Source organism: Paraburkholderia phytofirmans (assembly GCF_046028095.1).
Classification (GTDB): Bacteria; Pseudomonadota; Gammaproteobacteria; order Burkholderiales; family Burkholderiaceae; genus Paraburkholderia; species Paraburkholderia phytofirmans_A.
The window spans coordinates 336,727-359,232 of the sequence record NZ_JAQQDJ010000010.1; the positions used below are offsets into that span (position 1 = coordinate 336,727).

The 22,506-nt window shown below is 63.2% G+C and carries 17 protein-coding genes; 8 read left to right on the forward strand and 9 right to left on the reverse strand.

What is annotated here, in order from left to right:
- Positions 1 to 14 precede the first annotated feature (14 nt).
- The 4 genes from PQR54_RS26935 to PQR54_RS26950 form a co-directional block, all read right to left on the reverse strand.
- Positions 15 to 1,154, reverse strand: a complete 1,140-nt coding sequence (locus tag PQR54_RS26935) for a polysaccharide biosynthesis/export family protein (RefSeq protein WP_408250980.1) — start codon at positions 1,152 to 1,154, stop codon at positions 15 to 17.
- A 65-nt stretch (positions 1,155 to 1,219) separates the two neighbouring features.
- Positions 1,220 to 2,605, reverse strand: a complete 1,386-nt coding sequence (locus PQR54_RS26940; protein WP_408250982.1) for an undecaprenyl-phosphate glucose phosphotransferase — start codon at positions 2,603 to 2,605, stop codon at positions 1,220 to 1,222.
- A gap of 53 nt (positions 2,606 to 2,658) precedes the next feature.
- Positions 2,659 to 4,206, reverse strand: a complete 1,548-nt coding sequence (locus PQR54_RS26945) for a mannose-1-phosphate guanylyltransferase/mannose-6-phosphate isomerase (protein WP_408250984.1) — start codon at positions 4,204 to 4,206, stop codon at positions 2,659 to 2,661.
- A gap of 87 nt (positions 4,207 to 4,293) precedes the next feature.
- Complete coding sequence (locus PQR54_RS26950; protein ID WP_408251046.1) at positions 4,294 to 5,277, reverse strand: helix-turn-helix domain-containing protein; 984 nt, start codon at positions 5,275 to 5,277, stop codon at positions 4,294 to 4,296.
- 803 nt (positions 5,278 to 6,080) lie between these two features.
- On the opposite strand from PQR54_RS26950, the gene PQR54_RS26955 reads away from it, so the two are divergent.
- The 4 genes from PQR54_RS26955 to PQR54_RS26970 all read left to right on the forward strand — a co-directional run bounded on the left by PQR54_RS26955 (position 6,081) and on the right by PQR54_RS26970 (position 11,655).
- Positions 6,081 to 8,369: a hypothetical protein gene (locus PQR54_RS26955; RefSeq protein WP_408250986.1), complete on the forward strand. Its 2,289-nt coding sequence runs from the start codon at positions 6,081 to 6,083 to the stop codon at positions 8,367 to 8,369.
- Positions 8,370 to 8,482: 113 nt separating this feature from the next.
- Complete coding sequence (locus PQR54_RS26960) at positions 8,483 to 8,632, forward strand: hypothetical protein (protein WP_408250988.1); 150 nt, start codon at positions 8,483 to 8,485, stop codon at positions 8,630 to 8,632.
- 45 nt (positions 8,633 to 8,677) lie between these two features.
- Positions 8,678 to 9,130, forward strand: a complete 453-nt coding sequence (locus PQR54_RS26965; RefSeq protein WP_408251048.1) for a GDP-mannose mannosyl hydrolase — start codon at positions 8,678 to 8,680, stop codon at positions 9,128 to 9,130.
- Between the two features lie 134 nt (positions 9,131 to 9,264).
- The gene (locus PQR54_RS26970; RefSeq protein WP_408250990.1) at positions 9,265 to 11,655 is read left to right on the forward strand and encodes a hypothetical protein; all 2,391 of its coding nucleotides are present in this window, start codon (positions 9,265 to 9,267) and stop codon (positions 11,653 to 11,655) included.
- Positions 11,656 to 11,680: 25 nt separating this feature from the next.
- Here the strand turns inward: PQR54_RS26970 and PQR54_RS26975 are convergent, their stop codons facing one another.
- Complete coding sequence (locus tag PQR54_RS26975) at positions 11,681 to 12,766, reverse strand: glycosyltransferase family 4 protein (RefSeq protein ID WP_408250992.1); 1,086 nt, start codon at positions 12,764 to 12,766, stop codon at positions 11,681 to 11,683.
- Positions 12,767 to 13,580: 814 nt separating this feature from the next.
- On the opposite strand from PQR54_RS26975, the gene PQR54_RS26980 reads away from it, so the two are divergent.
- From PQR54_RS26980 to PQR54_RS26990, 3 genes are all read left to right on the forward strand, one after another.
- On the forward strand, positions 13,581 to 15,563 hold the full coding sequence (locus PQR54_RS26980) for a hypothetical protein (protein WP_408250994.1): 1,983 nt from the start codon (positions 13,581 to 13,583) through the stop codon (positions 15,561 to 15,563).
- Between the two features lie 258 nt (positions 15,564 to 15,821).
- Positions 15,822 to 16,289: a hypothetical protein gene (locus tag PQR54_RS26985; RefSeq protein ID WP_408250996.1), complete on the forward strand. Its 468-nt coding sequence runs from the start codon at positions 15,822 to 15,824 to the stop codon at positions 16,287 to 16,289.
- A 126-nt stretch (positions 16,290 to 16,415) separates the two neighbouring features.
- Positions 16,416 to 16,556 carry a hypothetical protein gene (locus tag PQR54_RS26990; RefSeq protein ID WP_166679071.1) on the forward strand — a complete coding sequence of 47 codons (141 nt, stop codon included), beginning with the start codon at positions 16,416 to 16,418 and terminating at the stop codon, positions 16,554 to 16,556.
- A 45-nt stretch (positions 16,557 to 16,601) separates the two neighbouring features.
- On the opposite strand, the gene PQR54_RS26995 is transcribed toward PQR54_RS26990, so the two are convergent.
- The 4 genes from PQR54_RS26995 to PQR54_RS27010 all read right to left on the reverse strand — a co-directional run bounded on the left by PQR54_RS26995 (position 16,602) and on the right by PQR54_RS27010 (position 21,502).
- Entirely contained in the window at positions 16,602 to 18,086 is a 1,485-nt protein-coding gene (locus PQR54_RS26995) for an MFS transporter (protein WP_408250998.1), read from the reverse strand.
- Between the two features lie 73 nt (positions 18,087 to 18,159).
- On the reverse strand, positions 18,160 to 19,398 hold the full coding sequence (locus PQR54_RS27000) for a CaiB/BaiF CoA transferase family protein (protein WP_408251000.1): 1,239 nt from the start codon (positions 19,396 to 19,398) through the stop codon (positions 18,160 to 18,162).
- The gene (locus tag PQR54_RS27005; RefSeq protein ID WP_408251002.1) at positions 19,395 to 20,372 is read right to left on the reverse strand and encodes a hydroxymethylglutaryl-CoA lyase; all 978 of its coding nucleotides are present in this window, start codon (positions 20,370 to 20,372) and stop codon (positions 19,395 to 19,397) included. Before PQR54_RS27005 ends, PQR54_RS27000 begins: the two co-directional genes overlap by 4 nt.
- Before the next feature lie 236 nt (positions 20,373 to 20,608).
- Positions 20,609 to 21,502, reverse strand: coding sequence for a LysR family transcriptional regulator (locus tag PQR54_RS27010; protein ID WP_012431862.1), 894 nt, complete (start codon positions 21,500 to 21,502; stop codon positions 20,609 to 20,611).
- A 319-nt stretch (positions 21,503 to 21,821) separates the two neighbouring features.
- On the opposite strand from PQR54_RS27010, the gene PQR54_RS27015 reads away from it, so the two are divergent.
- Complete coding sequence (locus tag PQR54_RS27015) at positions 21,822 to 22,469, forward strand: LysE family translocator (protein ID WP_408251004.1); 648 nt, start codon at positions 21,822 to 21,824, stop codon at positions 22,467 to 22,469.
- Positions 22,470 to 22,506 lie beyond the last annotated feature (37 nt).

A 22,506-nucleotide genomic window follows, 5' to 3' on the forward strand; every position in this document is an offset into this window, starting at 1 on the left:
ACATCGAGCGGCTACTATTTCGCGAGGACGGCGCCCGTTACAGCCGCATTGATCGCCGGCAGCAGCAGGTTCAACACACGGTTGAAGCGGACGAGGCCGCCTTGACCGACGTACACCACGTCTTTCGGCTGCAGTTCGAACTGGTTCGCGAGGACCATCGACACCGGCGAGGTCGCGTCGAGGTGGTACACCTCAGGCGTTTCGCTCGTCGAGTTGCGGATCACGAACAGTTGCCGCGCCGCGGCCGTGTTCGAGTCGAAGCTGCCGCTGTCGGAGATTGCCTGCGAAAGCGTCAACGAACCGTTGCGCATCGGCAGGATGGTCGCCGGCTTGTTGACTTCGCCCATCACGTAGACACCGCTGTCTTCACGCGATGCCACCCGCAGCACGTCGCCCGGTTGCAGGTAGATGTCCGACGGATTGCGGCCGCGCTTGATCAGGTCGTCCACGTTCAACTGATACGGCACGCCATTGCGGAGCAACACCACGCGGCTGCGATCCGCATTGGCGCTGAGGCCGCCGGCCTGACCGATCGCGTTCGTCAGCGACATCGGAATGTCCGTGACCGACAGCGCGCCAGGCGTGCGCACTTCGCCGTCGATATAGACCTGCTGCGCGCGGAACGAGGCCACCCGCACCGTCACTTCCGGCTTCTGGTACACCTTGCTCAGACGCTTGTACAACTCCTTCTGGATCGAGGTCGCGTCCCTGCCGGCCACGTGCACCGTGCCGGCATACGGGAACTGCACGTCGCCGTTTTCGTCGATCAGGAAGCCAGGTGCGGCGTCCGACGTCTTCGCGTTCTGCTGCGGCTGACCGAGCGCGGCAGCGAGTTCCGGGTGATCCCACACCACGATCTGCAGCACGTCGCCAGGGCCGACCTTGTAAGCGGTCGGCTTGCCGAACAGCGCGGTCGTCGCCGGCGGCAGCGTCGAAGCCGTCTGCGTCTGGTTCATCTTGCGCAGCAGCGCGAGATTGATATCCGTGATCGGAATCTGTTGTTGCGTTGCCGGTTCAGTACTGTAATCACCACCCGTGTCCTGAAGTGCGGCAGGCGTGACCATCCGCTGGCCCGGTGCGATGCCGCATCCGGAAAGCAGCGTTGCAGCAGCGAAAACCAGGAGACTTCCCGTGCGTAGACCAAGCGAGCTCATGATGTTCCTCCGTGTGCCACGGCGTTTTTCCTCGAGGGACGAAGCGCGCAGCGTTTTGTTAACAACTAATAAGCGTTTCGATGCACCAGTCCGGCGACTATCGTCGCGCCGATAATCCGCATGTCGAGCGCGAACGACCAATGGCCCAGGTAATACAGGTCATGTTCGACGCGACGTTCCATCTTCTCGATGCGGTCGGTTTCGCCACGAAAACCGTTGATCTGTGCCCACCCCGTGATCCCCGGTTTTATGCGGTAGCGATTGATATAGCCCGCGACCACTTTCTGATAGAGGTCGTCGTGCTCGAGTGCGTGGGGACGCGGTCCTACGACCGACATGTCGCCACGCAACACGTTAAAGAATTGAGGCAATTCGTCGAGGCTCGTGCGGCGCAGAAAGGCGCCCACTTTGGTGACTCGCGGATCGTTACGCGTAGCTTGCCTGACGGTGCCTTTTTGCTCCGTGTGCAACCGCATAGAACGGAACTTATAGATTGTGAAGACACGGCCGTCGGCGCCTTTGCGTTTCTGCTTGAACAGAACCGGACCGCGCGAGGACAGCTTCACCGCGATTGCAATGGCGAGCATGATCGGCGCGAGCGCGATCAAGGCGGTCAAGGCGAACAGGCGGTCGAAGATTTCCTTCTTCAGCATCGAGTTGGCGGACAGCGGCGAAGCCACGAGATTGATCGCCGGCACGCCGAGCAGATCGATCACGCCGCTGCCCTCGAACAGCGCGAGGCTGCGCACGTCCGGCATGAAGCGGATGTTCACCAGATCGTCGCGGAATTCGCTGACCAGCGAGCAGATCAGCGGCTCTTCGGAAAGCGACAGCATCAGCCACAGCTCGTGCACGTCGTTGGTCCGCATGTAGTCGGCGAGCGCGTCGACCGTGTCGAACACCGGCACTCCAGGGCTTGCGACCGGCGACACTTCCGGCCGCGCGTTGTATACGGCGGTGGCTCGAAAACCGGTGGTCGGCGCGGCGTTGATCCGGCGAATGATGGCGTCGCACTGCGAGCCGCTGCCGACAATCGCGACCTGATGCAGATTCAAACCCGCGCTGCGCGCCCTCGCCAATACGGCGTGCGTCATCAGGCGGTACGAGATCAGCAGGCCGCCGGTCACCGCCGTCCAGTACGAGAACCACAGCCGCGATACGAAGTCGATACGATGCAGCGAATACATCAGCACGAGCGCGCTGACCTGCACCATCAGCCATGCGAGAGACACCTGCCCCGCCAGCACCGCCTTGGAACGGCCGCGCCATGATTCGTACACGCCGAACGCCGGAAAGATGGCCAGTGCGAAGGCTGCGGAGAACATCACGAGCGCCCAATAGAATCCGGACTGAGCGAGGTAATCAAAGCGGATTTGCGACGCCACCGCCGCACCCACCAATACCAATGCAACATCAAAAATTCGCGCGAGCAAATCCTGAAACTTGCGCATTCTGGTCACCTCGTTCTTGCCGTTCTTGTCCGCAGTTGAGTCCGGCGTGCTGTTTAGGAGCAGCGGCCGTAGTTGTCGTTGAACCTCACAATGTCGTCTTCGCCGAGATAGGCGCCTGACTGGATTTCAATGATTTCGAGCGGCACCTTGCCCGGGTTTTCGAGCCGGTGCTTGATGCCGAGCGGGATGTAAGTCGATTCGTTTTCACTCAACAGAAACTGCTCTTCGCCGCGCGTGACGAGCGCCGTGCCGCGCACGACGACCCAGTGTTCCGCGCGGTGGTGATGCAATTGCAACGACAGTTGCGCGCCCGGCGTCACCACGATGCGCTTGACCTGGAAACGCTCGCCATGGTCGATCGAATCGTAGAAACCCCAGGGACGGCGCACCTTGCGATGCGCGTCGGCCTCCGGCGCGTGCTGCGCCTTGATGCGCGACACCAGCCCCTTTACGTCCTGCACATGCGAGCGGTCGACCACCAGCACCGCGTCTGCCGTTTCGACCACCACGACATTGGTGGTGCCGACACAGGCAACCAGCCGGCCTTCGGAATGGGCGTAGCTCGAGACCGCCCCTTCGAATGTCACCCGGCCGCGCCCTGCGTTGCCGTTTGCGTCTTTGTCCATCGCGGCCCAGACGGCGTCCCAGGAACCCAGGTCCGACCAGCCGGCATTCAGGCCGACCACGACGCCTGCCGGCGTTGCCGGCGCGCTATCCGGCGTTTCGGGGCCGGCCGTCTCGGTCAGGCGCTCCATCACCGCGTAGTCGATCGAATTCGCGGGCGCACTGAGGAACGCATCGACCAGCGGCCGGAAATACGCACCGTCCAGGCGGCCGCCGGTGAATGCGCGTTCGCAGGCCGAGTGCATGTCCGGTTGCAGGCGCTTCAACGTATCGAGCCACACGCTGGCGCGCACGATGAAGATGCCGCTGTTCCACCAATACATGCCTGCCGCGACGTACTTCGCCGCGAGTTCTTCCGCGGGCTTTTCGACGAAACCGTCGATCGCGTGGCCGCCGCCCGCCAGCTCTGCACCGACGCGGATATAACCAAAGCCCGTGTCGGGGCGCGTGGGCGGCACGCCCAGCGTCGCGATCGAACCCTGCCCGGCATAGCGCGCGGCAAGTTCCAGCGCGGCCTGCAAGGCGGGCACGTCGGCGATCGAGTGATCCGCGGGCATGACGACGAGAATCGCGTCGCCGCCGTCCGCGCACGCGAGCGACGCCGCCAGCGTCAACGCGGGCGCCGTATCGCGACGCGCCGGCTCGACGATAAGACGAGCGTCGACGCCATTTTCATGAAGTTGTTCTGCGATCACGAAGCGATGTTCTTCGCCGCATACGATGATCGGCGAGAGGTCCACGCTCCAGCCGGCCGGAAAGCCGTCCATGCGCCGCGCGGTAGCTTGCAGCAGCGAGTCGGAACCGACGACGTCGATCAGTTGCTTCGGATAGTTCTCCCGCGACACCGGCCACAGCCGCGTGCCCGAGCCGCCCGCCAGAATGACCGGGACGATGCGCGTGCAACGCGTGCCCGCCGTCGCGGCATCCGCACCGTTCGTGTCGACCGATGCGGCGCCTACAGCTCCCTGAGTCAACATATTCGCATTCCTTATAATTCCCAAAGTTCGACAGAAGTACGGACCGGATGCCGTGTTGTCACACGGCATCCGGCTGGCCCCGTCGCGCTATTCGCCGACTAGTCGGCGACTTTGAATCCGAAATTCGGTTGGAGAAATCCTCATCCGCTTGCGAAACACTTTCGCGAGTCGATCACCGTTGCCCATGCCGGTGCGCCGGGCAATCTTGTCGACCGGCAATTCCGATTCGGTCAACAGGCTGCAAGTCACCGCAAGCCGCTCGTGCAACAGAAAACTCGAAGGCGTAATGCCCATTTCCATCTTGAAACGGCGCAGAAAGTTGCGCTCGCTCATCGCGGCGAATTGCGCCGCGTCGGCAATCGAAATCGCCTGCTGGCAATTCTCTTGCAGCCAGCGAGCTGCCGCGCGCACCTTGTCGCCGGGACTCAGGCCGCCGTCTTCGCCGAGCAGCGGCGCGAGATTCGAGCACGAGTCCGCCAGCAGGCGCTCGGCAACGGTACGCGCCGTGGCGCCGCCGAGATCGCGCTTGATCATGGCGAGCGCGCTTCGCATCGATTCGAGACGATCGCCCGCGTCGGCTGTCTGCTCGGGCTGGCGCGCCGGTGCCGACTGCGCGTGCGCATCGCCGACCTCCTGGCTGTCGGGCACATAGGCTGCCTCGAGCAATGCGCGACCTTCCGCGATCGGCCGGATCATGCCGGTGTTGCGGCGCACACGGCGCAGCCACGCAATCAGGCGTTCATCGTTCGCGGCAGCCGATGCGCCTTTGCCGCCCGCGACATACAACGCGTCGAAACCGCCGTAATGCCGCGCGTCGAGTCCGTCTGTCCAGACCCGCAGCGCGGACGACGACGTCACCATGCCGCCGTCGGCCGACAGGAACGAAACGTCGTATAACCAGCCGCCCGAGCCGGACGAGGCCATTTCGTTCGCTGCCTGGAACACCTCGGCAACAACACCTGCTCCCTGCAGCGAGCAGTCGTTGAACATCAGTATCGCGATGCGACGCATACCCTTACTCGGAGCGTGCACCCAGCGCAGCATTGCGGACTCGAGACTCGCGCAGGTCATAGTCATCCTCTCACCAGAAAACGGATCTGCTTTTCACCTTGGACGGCCACAGAGAGGCCATCCTCTGTGCAGCGCATCATAGTCACCGCCACTCAAGCACTTTGCCGCCATGACCGAAAGCGCAGACATGTTGGCGTATGGACAGGGTGACCAACCAGGGATTTTCGGAACAACCCCGCTACCGCCGTCTTTTCAACGAATTAATTGCCGATTCCGCATAGGAATGAATTTGCATTCTGCGAATGTTAATGCAAATAAAAACGCCATTTCGTACGCCACCGCACACACCACGACTACTCGAAAACCGCGCAGTTACAATTTGATCCATCCATCGCGGTGCCGATTTAAAGTGACTTTTTCCCGACTGGACGTCAGAATGAGTGCAACCGGCTTTGCAATCCCGGCATCCGCCGCGCCCCTTGCCCACCTGGGTTTCTTCTGACGATATATGCGCGGCGCTGGCAATAAGTAAAACGAACAACCAATATAAACACTTGAGAGTTCGACAAAATTATTTACTTGGTTGTTATTGGATCTCACGAATATAAACGCGACGATTAATGTTTCAAACGTGAAACACAGGAATAAGACAACTTTAGGCGGCACGGCAATAGACGGGCCAGTGGCGGAATGTGTCGAGGGGACACCGAGCTATTTCCGCCACCGGTTTGCGGAAATACACTATGCGGTTTCCGCAACACATTGCTTGAAGAGGTCACGCGAGGCGGCTCTGACCTGGTGAACTAGTAGTTGGGCGACGCGTCTGTAACCTTCGGACGGATAGCGAACCACACGGGGAGCACATGTCGAATGTACGCGATCAGCGCGCGCCGCGAAAGCGCGACCGCGCCTTTTCGGGCGGCGGGGGAAGGCTCAGAATCGTCATCGCTATCCCGGCGCTGACCGTCATTCTGCTTGGCTTCGCGGCCGGCCGATGCGCGGCCGCGGATGCTGCGCCGCAAGCGAATGGTGTGAGCAATGGCGAGTTCAACGCGGACGGCAGGAAGTGGACGCCGTGTGCGGTGGAATACGGCACCTGCCGTTTCAACGGTGCGCGCGACGTGCTGTACGGCACGCCGCAGCAACACGTCGTCAAATCATTCTCTACTAGTGCGGAGTGCAATAACGGCGTATTCGGCGATCCCGCGCCCGGAGTGGAGAAACGTTGCGCAATAGCGCCGGCGGCGGCGAGCAATGCACCCGCGCCTGTCGCGAAGCAGGACGCAGCGCCGAACGCTGCAATGCAAGCTGCCACGCCCACGGAGCTGAAGGCGCCACCCGGGCAAGGGCTGCGTTGCTCGTCGCCTTCATCGCAAGTTCCTACAGCCGCGAACGGCGATCTGCTCGAAGCCGATACGCCCAGCGACGGCACGCGTCTCTTCGCCGTGAACAGACCGTTCGCGCTGGTTTTCACCACACGCCCGACGCAAGCCGACACACTCAACTGGCAGATACGCGACACGTTGAATGCCGTGCGCGCCAGCGGACGCTTTCCCGTTGCGGCGGGTGCGACGCTCTCCACGTTGAGCTGCGCGTCGAGCGTGGCGGGCTACTTCGCGGTGTCCGCGTCGCTGGAACGTGCACACGGCCAGCTCGAATCGCGCGGCACGCGCCCCGCGGGCATCGCGACATTCGGCGTGCTGCCGGATGCGTCCGTTGCGTTACCCGCCGTCCGTTTTCCGTACGAAGATCTGCACCGGTTCGGCGGACAGGGCGCGGCTTATCTTGCGCCGGGGCAACACTGCTGCGACGGCGACGGTTATCGGCCGGTCTATACGGCGCTCGGCCTCACGTGGGTCAATGACAATCGCAACTGGTATATGGAGGAGCCGAAAAAAGCGGGCACGTTCGAGCCCGCGAGCAAACCGCTCACGCCGTTCTTCCGGCGCGGCGACCTGCTGCGGTTGATCCAGCTCGACGGCATTCCGCAGTGGGCGAGTCCAACAAAGACCGAGACGCACAGCTATGCGCCGACATCGCTCGCGCAAATGAAGGACTACATGGCCAAGGTGGGCGCCGAGTCGAATCGCGTGCGCACGACTTACTTTCCCAAACAGCGCGACAACTACTATCAGGTGACGTGGGAGCCGGACGCCGACGGCGGTCTGCCGTGGCGCGACACCGACGCGAATTTCATCGCCATGTACAAGGCCGTCTGGGAAGGCATCCATCAGACGGATCCGCACGCGGTGGTGATGGGTCTGACTTATTCGTCGGTGCAGGGCAACGTCACGTGGATGCGCAAGCTCGGTCCGCCAGGCATCGGCCGCTATATGGATGGCATGACGATTCACGGTTACTACGATATCGGCACAACGCCCTCGCATCCGCCCGAGCGCGTAGCGGACACCGGCAATCAGGGCACCGTGCCGGGCGCGCTGCCCGTCGCGATGCGCGCGCTGCGCCACGAAATGCGCCTGTACCTGAAGCCCGGCGCGCCGCTTTTCGTGACCGAAACCGGCATCAGCTACGACATCGGGCAATCGTATGGCAAGAACTATCCGGGCGCGAACGTGCTGTACGCACAAGCCGCGGTGACGGCGCGCACGCATCTGATTTTGCTCGGCGAAGGCGCCGACATGACCTACGTGTTCTATCTCGCGGATATGCCGGACGCCGCGCCCGGCTACGGGATTTTCTTCGAGCTCGATCATCCGAAAGGCGCCTACGGTCCGGCCCGCATCAGCCCGAAACCCGCGGCGCTCGCGGTGGCGGCGATGACGCGCATCATCGACGGCACCGACACGCTCGGCCCGCTCAAGGATCTGCCCAAAGGCGTCTACGCTTACGCGTTCCGCCGGCTCGGCGGCGGCAAGATCGTGACCGCGCTGTGGACGCACGACAACGACAAGTGGAACGCCAAAAGCGGCTTCGACGCGAGCCGCAGCGTGGACTATCGCCTGCGGGTCGACGCGCCGGGCACGGCCGGCGAAGTGACGGCTTTCGACATGATGGGCAACGCGACGAGCTTGCCGTACCGCGACGGCGTGGCTAACCTGAAACTCTCGCCCGCGCCGGTCTATGTCGTCTCCGGCAACGCCGACGTCTTCAAGGGCGCGGTCACCACGCCCGAGGGTTACGTGGCGCATTAGCGGCGCGATGTGCCGATACTTCGGCGTGATGGGACAGCCTCTGCGGCGACTGGCGCACATAGTATGCAAGCGGAGGCACGTTAGCATGCCTATCGACACGCTGGAGCCGAGACATGAACGGCCTTACATGGATGACGCTGATACTGGCCGCGCTGATCGGCGCGTTTCTCTTCGCGACGATCGGCGCGATCGTGCTCGCGTTTTTTCTGACGAGCGTCTCGGGCCGGCTCACGCGACACGATGATCACCATCGCGACTATTAGTCGATGACGCGCGCAACCAGCGCGAGAACCGAGGGAGATGACATGCTGCTGACCGAGATCGATTTCCTGGACGTGGTCCGCCTCACGCCTCTGGTCGCGTTCGATCTGATTGTCAGCGATGCGCAAGGGCGCGTGCTGGTCGGCCGCCGCCGCAACCGCCCGGCGCGCGGCACCTGGTTCGTTCCCGGCGGCCGCATCCACAAAGACGAAACACTCGACGCCGCGTTTGCCCGCATCGCCGACGCCGAGTTGGGCATCGCGAAAGTGGCGCGCTCGACGGCGCGCTTCGAAGGCGTATTCGAACATCACTACAGCGACAACTTCGCGGGCGAGCCGGACGTGTCGACGCACTACATCGTGCTCGCCTATTCGCTCACGCTCACGGGCACCGCGCCGCTCGGACGGCCCGAGCAGCACAGCGAATATATCTGGCTCGCGCCTTCGGAACTGCTCGCGCGCGCGGACGTCCACGACAACACCAAAGCCTACTTCCGCTAACGCAGCCGCAAGCCGCCGCACGAGGCTGAACCCGCGCCGCCGGATCGCGATTTTCCGCTGACTGTGAGTTCGGCAACGTGCCGGCCATGGCCGCTACAGTATGATGCGAGCTCACCGTCAGAGCTCGAATCACTATGCGATTATCGGCAAGCCCGCTCGTTCGCGATTCATTCTTTGCTTTTCTCGCGGTTCTCTTCTTCGCCTTCCTGCCGGGCGCGGCGCGCGCGGCCGAGTGCGGCCCCGGCACACTGGTTACGGTAGTCGCCCATCTCGACGACGATCTGCTCTTTGTCGACCCCGCCATCAGCGAGCGTCTCGATGCGGGCTGGTGCATCACCACGGTGCATCTGATCGGCGGTGCCAACGGTGCGGACTTCGCATACGTTCAAACGCGCGAGCGGGCCTCGCGGCTCGCTTACGCGCGCATGGCCGGCGTGCCCGACGAGTGGCTCGAGTCCAACGTAACGATTGCCGGCAAGCTCGTGCATCAGATGGTGCTGAAGGCCCGGCCGCAAGTGCGATTGCTCGAACTTCGCCTGCCCGGCGGCGCCGTGCGCGGCGGCCGCGTACCGCTCGGCCTGCTGTGGGAACAACACGCCACGATCTCCACGTATCCGATGAACGCGGACGGCTCGGTGCGCGTGAAATACGATCGCGATTCGTTGTCGGCCACTTTAAAAGCGATGCTCGCGCCGGCGACGCTGATCTACACGCTCAATCCGGACACCGTACCGTTTATCGAGCATCCCGATCATATCTATTCCGCGCGTATTACTCGCCACGTCGCGCAGACGCTCGGCAAAGGCGTGCCGATCGTCTACCACGTCACCTATCCGACCGGCGGCTGGCCCGGCAATCTTCCCGCTGCCGAGGTGCAACGCAAGCGCGACATCGTCGCCAGTTATTTTTCGATCGACGGCAGCGAGTCGTCGCATGTGTTCGGCGAGTTTCAATGGGACGGTAACTGGATTTCGCGACGCTACGCGTTTGCCGATCGCACGGATCGCCGCGTGCCGGATTTCGTGTCTCATCCGATCCAGCTGTTCAACGCGGCGGCAAGCCGCTGCCTGACGTCCGCGGGCCCGGGACGCGCGCCGACGCTCGCCGCCTGCACGAACTCGTCCACGCAGCAATGGCGATGGGATCCGCTGACCGTGTATCCCGGCAATACGCGCAACGCCGCGCTCGTGAGCGTCGCGACCTCGCAATGTATTGCCGAGCGCGACGGATTCCTGGTCGCCGAGACTTGCGATCAATGGGACGTGGCGCAAAGCTGGACGCCATGGGACTTCGGCCTCGTCTATACGCCGATGCGGCATTGCCTCGGCGAGAACGACGGCAAGCTGACCATGCGCGGCTGCACCGCGCTCACCACGCGCTACCGCTGGGCCACCACGCAGCACACGCAGGCAAACGACCTGAGGCTCGCCACGGCGATGGTCGGTGATATCGCCGGCTCGGGCGAGCAGTCCGCGGTGTATGTCCAGCGGCAACACGACGGTCCGGGATTCAACGTGTATGCAGCTTCCCTCGCCAAAGTTTCGGCGCCCGCGCTGTGGTACGCGAGCGCCGTCCCCTTCGATCCTCAGGCAAGCGCACCGAGTTGCGCCGGCGACAAACTGTGCTTCGACAGCGTGCGCTTCCTGCTCGGCGATTTCGACGGCGACGGCAAGGCGGATCTGATGATCGTCGCGGCGCGCGAGGGCGGGACCGCGCTTTGGTTGCTTCGCAGTACCGGCGAGTCGTTCGAGGCGCCGCGCCTCTGGCTGCAGACGAGCAACGCGTTCAGGCCGGAACTGACGCAGCAATATGTGGCGGCGAACTTCACCGGAACGGGACGGGCCAGCGTGCTGATCGCGCAGAAGCGGCCCGACAGCGGGCTCGATCTGTGGATGGCGTCTTCGCAAGGATCAGGCGTCTCAACAGGCTCGGCACCGGTGCTCTGGGCGCAGGCCAAAAATCTGCCGCAGAACGTCAATCTGCTGGCACGCGAAACGGCGGGCTCGCGCGCCTCTCTGGTCGCGGTGGACGGCGCCAACGGACGGCTCGCGCTCACGCCGATCGGCAACGACGGGACACGCATGAGCGTCGGCGAGCGCAACGTCTTGCCGGCGAGTTTTGCCCCCGACTTCGTGAAAGTGACAATGGGCGCCGTGCATGGCCGCGACAGCAACACGCTGATTCTGCTGACGCCGCATCTGGACGAATCGAGCGAAGAAGCCATGACCGACATCGCCACGCTCGACCTGAGCGGCGCGGCGAGCGCGCCGGCCCAGGCGGCGACTTTGCACGGCGTGTCGTGGTCGGATGTGTTTCCGGAATTCGTGCGCGACAAACAGGGGGCGGCGCTCGTGCTGTTTCGACGGACCGACGCGACCCTCGGCGATTTCTATTTCACCGGCGGCGCGCCGGCAATCACGCGCTATCCATCTGGAAACGGCCTGGCGCTGGGCGAAGCTCAGGAACTGGGCAAACTGCCGGGACTTTTTTCGGAAACCGTGCGAATCGACCGGCTCGCGCAGTAACGCAAGCCGGCCGGTCCGATCGACGTCAGGCCGAAACCTGCAGCGGGTGAACGAACTTCCGCGCGATCGTCATGTAACGATCCGCGGTGTCGTGCAGCGTGTAGCCGGCCAGTTGCCGGTTCGCGCGCGGCGTGTCGAGCGCGTGCAACAGCGCGCGGCCGTAGGCTTCCGCGTCGGTCGTGTCGACCAGGCTGACCCCGGCAAACGCGCTCGCAAAACCGAACGAAGGAATCCGGCTCGCCACGACTGGAATGCCCGACGCAAGCGCCTCGAGAAAACCAATGCTCTGTGCTTCGAAACGCGACGGCATCGCGAAGACCCGCGAGGCGCGCAGAATCGCGGCGACGTCGGAACGCGGCCCGCCCACCGTCACCCTGCTTTCCAAGCCGAGCTGACGAACCAGCGACAACACCGCCCTGTGATAGTCGAGATCTTCGACGACGCCGCAGAACAGCAGACGCGCCTCCGGCTCCGATTGCAGCACGCGCTCGAACGCACGGATCGTGTCCAGCTGGCTCTTGCCTTCGATATAGCGGCCGAGCTGGACGATCTGCTTCGGGTGTACGGCGATATCCGGCGCGACGACGTCGTTGGCTTCCGAGAACAATTGCGCATCCACGCCATTCGGAATCACGACCATGGAGGGATGCCGGCCAATCTCCCGAAGGTAGTCGTCGATATTCTGCTGCGACACGCCGATGATGGCTCTCGCCCGTCGTGAGAGCAGGCGTTCGGCCCGCTTGAGCGCGCCGTTCTCGAAATCGTTGACGCCGGAATGCATGACCCACGCAATCGGCGTATGGACCGGCAGAAGGCGCACATACAGCGCGGCAAGCGTGGCGTGAGCGACGATGAAATCGGGCCGGAAGCGCCGCACCACGCGATACAGGTGCAGCAGCTTTCCCACCCTGCCGTAGCGAACCTCGGGGAACAGACACGTGACGCCGGCTGCCTGAAGTTCCGCATGAATGGCGGCGAAATCCTCCTGCTCCGGGAGCAGCGATGTCATGCAGACCTCATGGCCACCGCGCTGATGATGAATGGCCAATCCTTTTACGAGTACTTCTGCGCCGGACAAACGCGGTGCATGAACCAGTTGAAGAATCCTCACGATTTATCTCTCTGGATAACCGCCCTTTTTGCGCAGCGGAGGGATGCCGCCCCCGTTATTGCAGACGCAAAGTAACGTCGGCATCCAACATCGTGATTGGCGCGTTCCGCTTTGCAGAGCGCGTCAATGTCTTCGTAAAACAGCGACAGTTCCGCTGCGAAGTCCATGTCGCGAAGAAACGTTACACCCAAGGTTCAGCACTTTTACGCCAACCCCAAGAGCTTTTCGGCTGACCAATGAGCGCTAGCGCCCATTTCTCAGTCGATTGACCGTGCCAGATAGTTAGGCATCCGTTTCAAATTATTTCGACCCCAACTCGTTATGGCGGAAAAACACTCGTCTCGCCTGACGGATACTTTCGTGCGATCAAAGCAATTAGTACTGCATTAATGTTCATACGTAACGACTCGTTACTTCTTTTAAGCATACTAATGCGTATTGTTGCGGTCGATTCTTCCCAAATTGGGCTTTTCTAGCTTACAGGACAGTAAAAAATTCAATGGTTCGCGCCATGAATTCACGTACTGCGATCTGAATCGCGCTGTTCCTCAACACGCCGGCCGTTTTCGTCGTACCTTCGCCGGTCGTCCGATTCCGCCAAAATCCGCTCGTGTCAGCGGTGCGGTTTCGTATGACAAACGTTTCTCTGCACAGAAGCGTTCGGGGCCGGCATCCCGGGAAGGCATCACCCTCGCGCAGCCCGAAGCTGCGCACTCAGGACGCCAGTGTCGAAGCCTCGGTCATCGGCTGGCTTGCAAATGAACCCCGCTGTTCGCTCGACCTCCCGACGCGCTTTGCGCGAGGACGTCGACCCATGATCAGCCAACGCATTGCTTACAGATTGATGAAATCACGACTACTCCTACTCTCGACACTCTCCCTCGCACTCGCCGGATGCGGCGGTGGCGGCGGCGGCAATAACGGCGCCGCTAGCACCGCGGCAGCCCAGGCCGGCGGCACCACCGGTTCAAACAGTTCGGCCAGCACCTCTGCCGCCGGCAACGCCAGCACCGGCACCGCTGCACTGAATGCCGCGGGCGGCACCGCAGCCATGACCTGCGCCTCACCGACCACATCTGGCGGCTCGGGCAGCGCGACCATCTCCGCCGATACGCCAAGCGCCGACAACACGCGCATCTTCGCGTCCGGCAGCACCTTCCAGCTCGTCTTCAACACCAACGCGCCGAATGCGGACACGCTGAACTGGGCCGTCACCGACACGCTCGGCCGCGTCGCCGCGAGCGGCAGCACCGCCGTGCCGAGCGGCGCGAAAACCATCACGTTCAATTGCACCTCGACGCTCGCCGGCTATTTCGCGGCGACGGGCACGCTGGCCAAGAACGGCGGCCAGTTGCCGCAAGCCGGCACGCGTCCGGTCGGCATCGCCAGCTTCGGCGTAACGCCGAACCTGTCCGGCGTCGTTCCGGCCGTGACCTATGCGCGCCAGGAGCAGCATCGCTTCGGCATGCAAGGCGCGAACGACAACGGTCCGTTGCTCGCCGCGCTGGGCATTTCGTCGACCATCGACGACCGCCAGCTCTCCAGCATGGAACCGAACGGACCGAACACGTTCAACCCGTCGGCGAATAATCTCGATTCGTTCTACAAGAGCGGCAACGTGATGCGCCTGATCCGCCTCGACGGCATTCCCGCGTGGGCGAGCAGCACCGGCGCCTTCCAGGACGACACGACGCTGCCGACCGACATGTCGTACTACCAGAGCTATATGAGCCGTGTCGGCACGGAATCGAACGCGATCCGCGCCGCTTACTTCCCGACTCAATCGGCGAACTACTATCAGGTGACGTGGGAGCCGAATCAGATGTGGACCGACACCGACGCCAACTTCGTCGCGTTGTACCAGGTGGTCTACCAGGGCATTCATTCGACCGATCCGCACGCGATGGTGATGGGCCCGGCCGATGCCTTCCCGAGCCTGACCACTTCGCACCTGAAGCGCCTCGCCTCGCTCGGCTTCGGCCAATACATCGATGCGGTCGCCACGCACGGTTACTACGACGCGGGCACCTCGCCGTCGCATCCGCCTGAGCGCTACGACAGCGATCCATCCACCGCCGACGGTTCATTGCGCGGCCAGATGCGCAACCTGCGCGCGGAAATGGCCACCGACTATCGGACCGGCATGCATCTGTTCTCGACGGAAGCGGGCATCAGCTACGACCTCGGCACGTCGTACGGCCCGAACTATCCGACCGCGAACGTGTTGTACGCACAAGCAGCGGTCGCGGCGCGCATGCACATCATCACGCTCGGCGAAGGCGCGGACCAGACCTACGTGTTCTACGGCGCGGACTATCCGGATGAAGTCGGCTACGGCACTTTCTTCGACCTGAGCGATGCGCAAGGCGCGTACGGCGCGACCAACATCAGCCCGAAGCCGGTCGCCATGGCGATCAGCGCGATGACGCACACGCTCGACGGCACCACCACGCTCGGTCCGGTGAACGGCACGCCGAACGGCGTCTACGCGTACGCGTTCCAGCAAGTAGGCAACGGCGCGGTTGTGACCGCCTTGTGGGCGCACAACAACAACGTGTGGAGCGCGAGCGCGGGCTTCAGTTCGACGTATAGCGTCGCGTACAGCCTCAACGTCGACGCGCCGGGCACGAGCGGCACCGTGAAGGTGATCGACATGATGGGCAACGCGACCAATGCGAACTACAGCAACGGTGTGCTGACGCTGAATCTGACCGAATCGCCGGTGTATGTGGTCTCGAACAATGCGTCGGTCGCCAAGGCCAACGCGACGACGCCGGTGGGATACGTCGGAATGTAAGACGCGCGTTTGATGGACCCGAATTCGGGTACTCGGCGGACATGAAAAACGTCAGCCGGCTCATGGGCCGGCTGACGTTATTTTTTTGGCCGTTCGAAACATGCGCCGCAAGGTCGGCGTCGGGAACGAGTCACGCTGTCACAGCATCGCATCGAAACCTTGAGATTTGTCTTATAGCGAAGCAAGTTCGGGCTCACTAAAATCCGCTACTCCTTTGAACGGTCAACAGGCCAGCACTCTCAGCGGGCGAGGTAAGACGTGAGCAACACCTACCAGATGAACTACAGAACTCCGATCGCTGAAAGCTGGAACCACAACATTCCCCTCCCCACACCTGAAGCAGCAGAAGACGTATCGTCGATGCTCGAACGGTTGAAAGCCGAATCGAATTCGCTGGAGTCGTATTTCACCGAACTCGAGAACGAACTCAAGCGCGTCCATCTCAAACGAAAGATTGTGGGTAAAAAACTGGGCGTGCTCTCGGACCTCGTCAAGGACGTCGACGCACTGCATGCGGAGCCCGCAGTAGCGGTGCGGACCGTGGCGGCCGGAACGGAGATGCAAGCCGCTGCCGAAGCCGCTCCGCGACGCTCGCGCAAGAAACAGATATTCGCCTTCGCGTCGATTATTCTCGTGGCGCTAGCGATTGCTTTTATCGCACTGGAAAAAACCGGTCAAATTGCTTGCGTGACTTGCGCGCCGGCCAGGCTGCTGGGCCTGATGTAAGTTTCGCTGCGACCCAGGCCAGGCAAGCGCCGAAAAACCAGAAACCCCAACATAAAGCGCTAAAACAGGTGCACACTAGCGTATTGCTCGTATGCGGAGCAAAAACCGCCAATTGGGGAGTCCATCATGGCAAAAGGTCAAATGCGCAGTAACCGCGAAGTCAAGAAACCGAAGCAGGCGAAGAAACCCCAACCCGCCACTTCGCCATCCGGCGCGCCGCCGATCCGCGTAGCACCGAGCGTGTCAGCGACCCAGAAGAAGCACTAAAGCGAGCAAGCCCGCCACCCACAGGCGGGCATTCTCCTCAACGAATCACTTCGAAATATCCTCCAGCGCCACATCTCGTGTCTTCGGTCCCAGCATCCCAATGGCCAGCATCACCACCGCCATCGCTCCGGAGATAAACACGAACACGCCGTCCACGCCGAAGCGGCTCAAACATCCCGCAATCACGAACGCGGAGAACATCGCCGAGATCCGGCTCCACGAATAAACGAATCCCACTGCCCGCGCCCGGATACTGGTCGGAAACAACTCTGCCTGATACGCGTGGTAGCTATACGAAATAATATTTCCCGCTAGCACAAGACATACACCGAGGCTCACCAGCAACACAGTCTCGCGCGCCTGGCTAAACGCCAGTCCGCACACCACGTTCACCGCCGCCATGCAGATGATCACCGTCTTGCGCTCGAAGCGGTCGGCAATCAGCAAGCCCAGCAACGGCCCGAGCGGCGCGGCAATCGCGATGATGCTCGCGTACATCAGACTCGTCGTCACCGTAATGCCCTGCTTGATCAGCAAGGTCGGAATCCAGTTCGCGAAGCCGTAATACCCCATCGTCTGAAACACGTGGAAGATGATCAGCATCAGCGTGCGCTTGCGGTACGGCGGCACCAGCAGATCGCGAAACGCAGCCCGCGCGCGCACCGGTTCGGGCAACGCCGGCTCCGGCAGAGGCCGTCCGTATTCACGCTCGACGCGTGCTTCGAGTCGCGTCATGATCGCGTCCGCTTCGTCGATGCGGCCTTTCTGCGCGAGCCAGCGCGGGCTCTCCGGCAGACGCAGGCGGATCCACCACACCACGATCGCGCCGACCACGCCGGTCAGCACGACCAGACGCCAGCCATCCAGACCGAAGTAGCGATGCGGCACCAGCAGATACGACAGAAACGCGACGATCGGCACCGCGCAAAAGCCGACCGCCTGCGAACACGCCGACGCGCGTCCGCGCACATGCTTCGGCACGAGTTCGGAGATATACGTCCCGATCGTGACGATCTCCACGCCAATGCCGATCCCCGCGATGAAACGCCAGAGATTGAGTCCGAGCGCCGTGTCCTGGAACGCCATGATGATATTGGCCGCCGTGTACCAGAGCAGCGACCACGTGAAGATCGCGCGCCGGCCAAAACGATCGGCGAGAAACCCGCACGCGGCCGTGCCGATGAACAGGCCCGCGAACAAGGCCGCAATGAAACTCGCCACACCGCTCGTGCCGAACAACCCGTGCGTGGTCGCGGTGAGAATGCCGCTGCGCACGAGTCCCGGTGCGATGTAGCCGGAGAACATCAGGTCGTACAGTTCGAAGAAGAGCCCGAGGCTCAGCAGCATCACCAGCTTCCAGATCGAACGCGTGGCCGGCAGGCGGTCGAGCCGCGCGGAAATGCGCGCACCGTCCAGCGCGATTTCGTCCGCGCGGCCGTCCGCCGATGTTCCCGCGCCAGAAGGTAATCCGCCTAGCGCGCCGGCATCGCCGACCGCCGTTGCATACACCGCTTGATTCGACGACTTCATCGTCTGTCTCCTTGGTCCGGTCTCGCGCCGGATGAGATTGATTTGATTGCGTTCGATGCGTCGAGCGCAGCGCTCAGGCAGCCGCTTCGCGCGGCACCTGATTCGAGCCGCCGCCTAGCGCCGCGATCTGCGCTTCGTCGTAGCCCAGATCGCGCAGCACTTGCGCGGTGTGCTCGCCGATCTTCGCGATCGGTTGACGCGGTTGCAGACGCGCGCCGTCGAGTGAGATCGGCAGCAGAGGCATGGCGGTTTCGCTGCCGTCGTCGAGCGTGAGGCGCGCAAGACCGCCGCTCTCGTTCAGGTGCGGATCGTCGAATAACTCTTCGGGTTTCGTAATCGAGGCGAACGGAATGTGGTCGCGCTCGAACTGCGGCACCAGCGTCGCGCCTTCGAACTGGCTCAGCGTTTCGCCTAGCGTCCGCAGCAGCCATTCGCGCGCCTGCACGCGATCGTTGTTGGTAGTGAGGCGCGGGTCGGCCAACAGATCCGCGCGGCCGAGAATCGCGCACAGCGCGCGCCACTGTCCGTCGCCGGTCGCGGCGATAAACATCTGCTCGCCGTTGGCGAGCGTGAACACGTCGTACACGGCCCATGCGCTGATGCGCTCGGGCATCGGCGCGGCGGGCACACCGGTCGCGGCGAACTGCTGCATGTGCTGCGCGGAGAGCAGCACGCAGTTCTCGAACAGCGCGCTCTGCACTTCCTTGCCGCGTCCGCTCGCGTTCCGTTCATGCAACGCGGCAAGCACGCCGATCGCGCCGAACATGCCGCCCATGATGTCGTTGACCGAACTGCCCGCGCGCAACGGACGGCCCACCGGTCCCGTCATATAGGCGAGGCCGGCCATCATCTGCACGACTTCGTCGAGCGCGAGACGGTGTTCATACGGACCGTTGAGGAAGCCTTTGTGCGAGACGTAGATGAGCTTCGGATTGCGCTCGCGCAGCGACGCGTAATCGAGACCGAGGCTCGCCATGCGGCCGGGCTTGAAGTTCTCGACGAACACATCGGCGGTATCGACCAGCTTGTGCAGCGCAGCCAGCCCCGCTTCGCTATCGAGGTCGAGCGCCACGCTCTTCTTGTTGCGATTGAAGGTGCGAAAAAAGCCCGCACCGGTGCCGAGCAAACGACGCGTGCCGTCGCCGCGCGGCGGTTCGACCTTGATCACTTCGGCGCCGAGGTCGCCGAGAATCATCCCGCAGGTCGGGCCCATCACCATATGCGACAACTCGATTACGCGAATGCCCGCGAGCGGCAGCGCGCCAGACTGCGGCTGCGGCGCCGAAGAAGAAGTAGAGGAAAGCGGATTCATTGCAGTACCTGCGAGTCGGAGGATGCGAAACGTTGACGGGTCGCGCTGAACTGTTTCGGCAAGCCGGCGCGCGCCAGATAGCCGTACAGCGGTTCGCCGGGCAAAGCGTCGGCGAGCACGGCGCGCGACGCGAGCAGACGGTCGAGGTCGATGCCGGTCTCATAGCCCATGCTGTCGAGCATGAACACGAGGTCTTCGGTGTTGACGTTGCCGGTCGCGCCCGGCGCGTGCGGACAGCCGCCGAGCCCGGCGAGCGACGCGTCGAATTCGCGGATGCCGTGTTGCAGCGCGACCAGCGTGTTGGCCAGACCGAGCCCGCGTGTGTCGTGGAAATGCAGCGAGCGCAGCTTGCCGCCCGCGACGTCGCGCACCAGTTCGATGATCTCGCCGACCTGGCGCGGCGTCGCTTCGCCGGTGGTGTCGCCGAGCGCGATCACATCGGCGCCCGCTTGCACCGCGGCGCGAGCGATCGCGGCGATATCCGCGTACGGCACGGCGCCTTGCAGCGTGCAACCGAACACCGTCGATAACCCGGCGATCAGTTCGACGCGTCGCGCGCCCGCTTTCGACGCGCCGTCGATCGACTCGCGCATCGCCGCGAACGCCTCGATCATTTCGACCGGCGTCTTGCGCACGTTCGCGAGGCTATGCGCGGCGCTCACCGAGATCGGCGCGACGATCCGATGCACGCCGGCTTCGAGCGCGCGTTGCGCGCCCTTCAGGTTTGGCACCAGCGCCGTGACGATCAGATCGTCGTAGGTGAGCGCGTGGGCGATGACTTCGTCGGCGTCGGCCATTTGCGGCAGCAGCTTCGCCGGCACGAACGAGGCGACTTCCATATGGCGCACGCCGGCGGCATACGCGGCGTCGATCCAGCGCCGTTTGAACGCAGTGGGCATCGTGCGGGCGATGCTTTGCAGACCGTCTCGCATACCGACTTCGGTCACGACGACGCGCTCCTGGATGTCACTCATGGTCTTGAATCCCGGTCTTGAATGCCGCGGAAAATGCGGGGAGATGAAGCAACTGAGTGACAGCGTGCCCGCGCATCGGCGTGCGGGAAAGTCTGCGTTGGCGACGCACTCCATCGCCGCTCGCGATGGCGGCTCAGGCAGGCGGGACGGGCGAGAGCCGTCGTAAAGGGGAAACCCTTAAGGGCTTTTCAGAGGGCCTTGATGCGCGGATCGCCGGTGAATCCGCAGGCTTCGCCTCACACCGCGTTCAACAGATGATCGAGCAGATGCGACGCTGCGAGCGTCAGCGCCTGACGGTCGCGCATGCAAATCACGAAGCGCCGTTCGGCCCAGGCTTCGCGCAAGGGCACGGCGATGATGCCGTATTCGTCGGCGGCATGGCGGGGCAGCGCTTCGCGCGGCAGGATCGCGACGGCAAGGCCGGCCTGGATGAAACGATAGGCGGCGTCGAACGTCGACACGTAGGTGCGATAGTTGAGTTCGTGACCCTTTTCCACCGCGATGCGCTGCATCAGCGCATTCACCGATGCATTCGACGAGAGTCCGAGGTGATCGAACGCCAGCGTCTGCTCGAAGCTGATCGCAGCCTCGCCCGCGAGCGGATGATCGCGCGGCACGATCAGCGCGAGATGATCGGCGCGATACGGCACGACGTCGAGACTGCCCATTGCCACGACGTCGCGGCAAATGCCGAGATCGGCGACGCCCTCTTCCAGCCCTCGCACGATTTCCGCGCTCACGCGCTCTTCGACGTCCACGCGAATTCGCGGGTTCGCTTTCAGAAACGCCGAAAGCGCTTCGGGCAGAAACTCGACCATCGACGACACGTTCGCCAGCACGCGCACGTGGCCACGCGCGCCGGCCGCGTATTCGCTGAGTTCGGCCTGCAAGCGCTCGTGGCCGCGCATGATGAGCCGCGCATGCCGCAGCAGCGCCTCGCCGGCAGCGGTCGCGCGCACGCCGCGCTGGCTGCGCGAGAGCAACGCGACGTCGACCAGCGCCTCGAGATCGGCGAGCCGTTTGCTGACCGCCGACGGCGCGATGAACTCGCGTTCGGCCGCGCGCGCAATCGTGCCTTCCTCGCAGACGGCGATGAACAAGCGCAAGGTGACCTGATCGATCTGCCACATGAGCGGGCGTGTTCCCAAGTCTGAAGTGGGAAAATTATGCCCGATGAGGACGGCGGTTGAGGCGGTCTCAGGGTATCCACCGCGGGAGTTGCCGGGGTTGCTGCGTTGCCTGGGTTGCTTGAACTGCTTCAGCCGAGCGGACCGCATCGGTCACCTAGCCACCCAAGCCGCGTAGACCACCCGAATCGCTTCCACCTGCGACCACACCGGCACTTGCCCCGGTTTTCCGGTCTGGCTATGCTGAGGGCCTTGCCGGCCGCGAACCTCCAAGCAGCAAGCGAATCGAGGCACCAACCAGAACAATCAACCAGAGATAGCCATGTCAACCACCAGTCTTTTCCTTACCGCCGCAGGCGTCGGCCTCGCGATCGCCGCGCCGGTCGGCCCGATGGGCATGCTGTGCATCCGCCGCACGCTGACCGGCGGTCCGCGCGCCGGCCTCGCCATCGGTTTCGGCATCGCAACCGGCGACGCCGCCTATGGTTTGATCGCGGCACTCGGCCTTGTCAGCATCTCGCAGTTCATGCTCGCGTACGACCGGCCCTTGCATCTGCTGGCCGGGTTGTTCCTGTTGTATCTAGGTGTGCGCACGCTGCTGCAGAAAGCGCCCGCCGACGCGTCGAACGGCAACGGCGAAGGCAACGGCAAGCTCGCGCAAGTGGGCCGCACCGGCGCGTTGCGCGCGTATGCGAGTTCCTTGCTGCTCACGCTGACCAATCCGCAAACGGTCATCATGTTCGCCGCGCTGTTCACGACGCTCGCCCCGCGCGGCGCGTTCTCATCGAGCATTGCGCTGACCACGGTCGGCGGCGTGTTTTGCGGTTCGATCGCGTGGTGGTGTTTTCTCGTGACCGTGGTGTCGCTCGCGCGCCATGCGATCGGCAGCAAACTGCGCGTGGCCATCGATCGGATCGTCGGGTTCACGCTGGCGGCGTTCGGCGTCGTGGAAATTCGCCGGGCGCTTTGAGCGGGCGACAACACATTGCCATGCGCTAGCGCTGCGG

Excerpts from the sequence above, each read along its gene's own strand:
- PQR54_RS26995 (WP_408250998.1), bottom strand. The coding sequence starts at position 18,086 with ATGAAGTCGTCGAATCAAGCGGTGTATGCAACGGCGGTCGGCGATGCC.
- PQR54_RS27010 (WP_012431862.1), bottom strand. The coding sequence starts at position 21,502 with ATGTGGCAGATCGATCAGGTCACCTTGCGCTTGTTCATCGCCGTCTGC.
- PQR54_RS26935 (WP_408250980.1), bottom strand. The coding sequence starts at position 1,154 with ATGAGCTCGCTTGGTCTACGCACGGGAAGTCTCCTGGTTTTCGCTGCT.
- PQR54_RS26950 (WP_408251046.1), bottom strand. The coding sequence starts at position 5,277 with ATGACCTGCGCGAGTCTCGAGTCCGCAATGCTGCGCTGGGTGCACGCT.
- PQR54_RS26970 (WP_408250990.1), top strand. The coding sequence starts at position 9,265 with ATGCGATTATCGGCAAGCCCGCTCGTTCGCGATTCATTCTTTGCTTTT.
- PQR54_RS26960 (WP_408250988.1), top strand. The coding sequence starts at position 8,483 with ATGAACGGCCTTACATGGATGACGCTGATACTGGCCGCGCTGATCGGC.
- PQR54_RS27000 (WP_408251000.1), bottom strand. The coding sequence starts at position 19,398 with ATGAATCCGCTTTCCTCTACTTCTTCTTCGGCGCCGCAGCCGCAGTCT.
- PQR54_RS26945 (WP_408250984.1), bottom strand. The coding sequence starts at position 4,206 with ATGTTGACTCAGGGAGCTGTAGGCGCCGCATCGGTCGACACGAACGGT.
- PQR54_RS26940 (WP_408250982.1), bottom strand. The coding sequence starts at position 2,605 with ATGCGCAAGTTTCAGGATTTGCTCGCGCGAATTTTTGATGTTGCATTG.
- PQR54_RS26955 (WP_408250986.1), top strand. The coding sequence starts at position 6,081 with ATGTCGAATGTACGCGATCAGCGCGCGCCGCGAAAGCGCGACCGCGCC.
- PQR54_RS26990 (WP_166679071.1), top strand. The coding sequence starts at position 16,416 with ATGGCAAAAGGTCAAATGCGCAGTAACCGCGAAGTCAAGAAACCGAAG.
- PQR54_RS27005 (WP_408251002.1), bottom strand. The coding sequence starts at position 20,372 with ATGAGTGACATCCAGGAGCGCGTCGTCGTGACCGAAGTCGGTATGCGA.
- PQR54_RS27015 (WP_408251004.1), top strand. The coding sequence starts at position 21,822 with ATGTCAACCACCAGTCTTTTCCTTACCGCCGCAGGCGTCGGCCTCGCG.
- PQR54_RS26980 (WP_408250994.1), top strand. The coding sequence starts at position 13,581 with ATGATCAGCCAACGCATTGCTTACAGATTGATGAAATCACGACTACTC.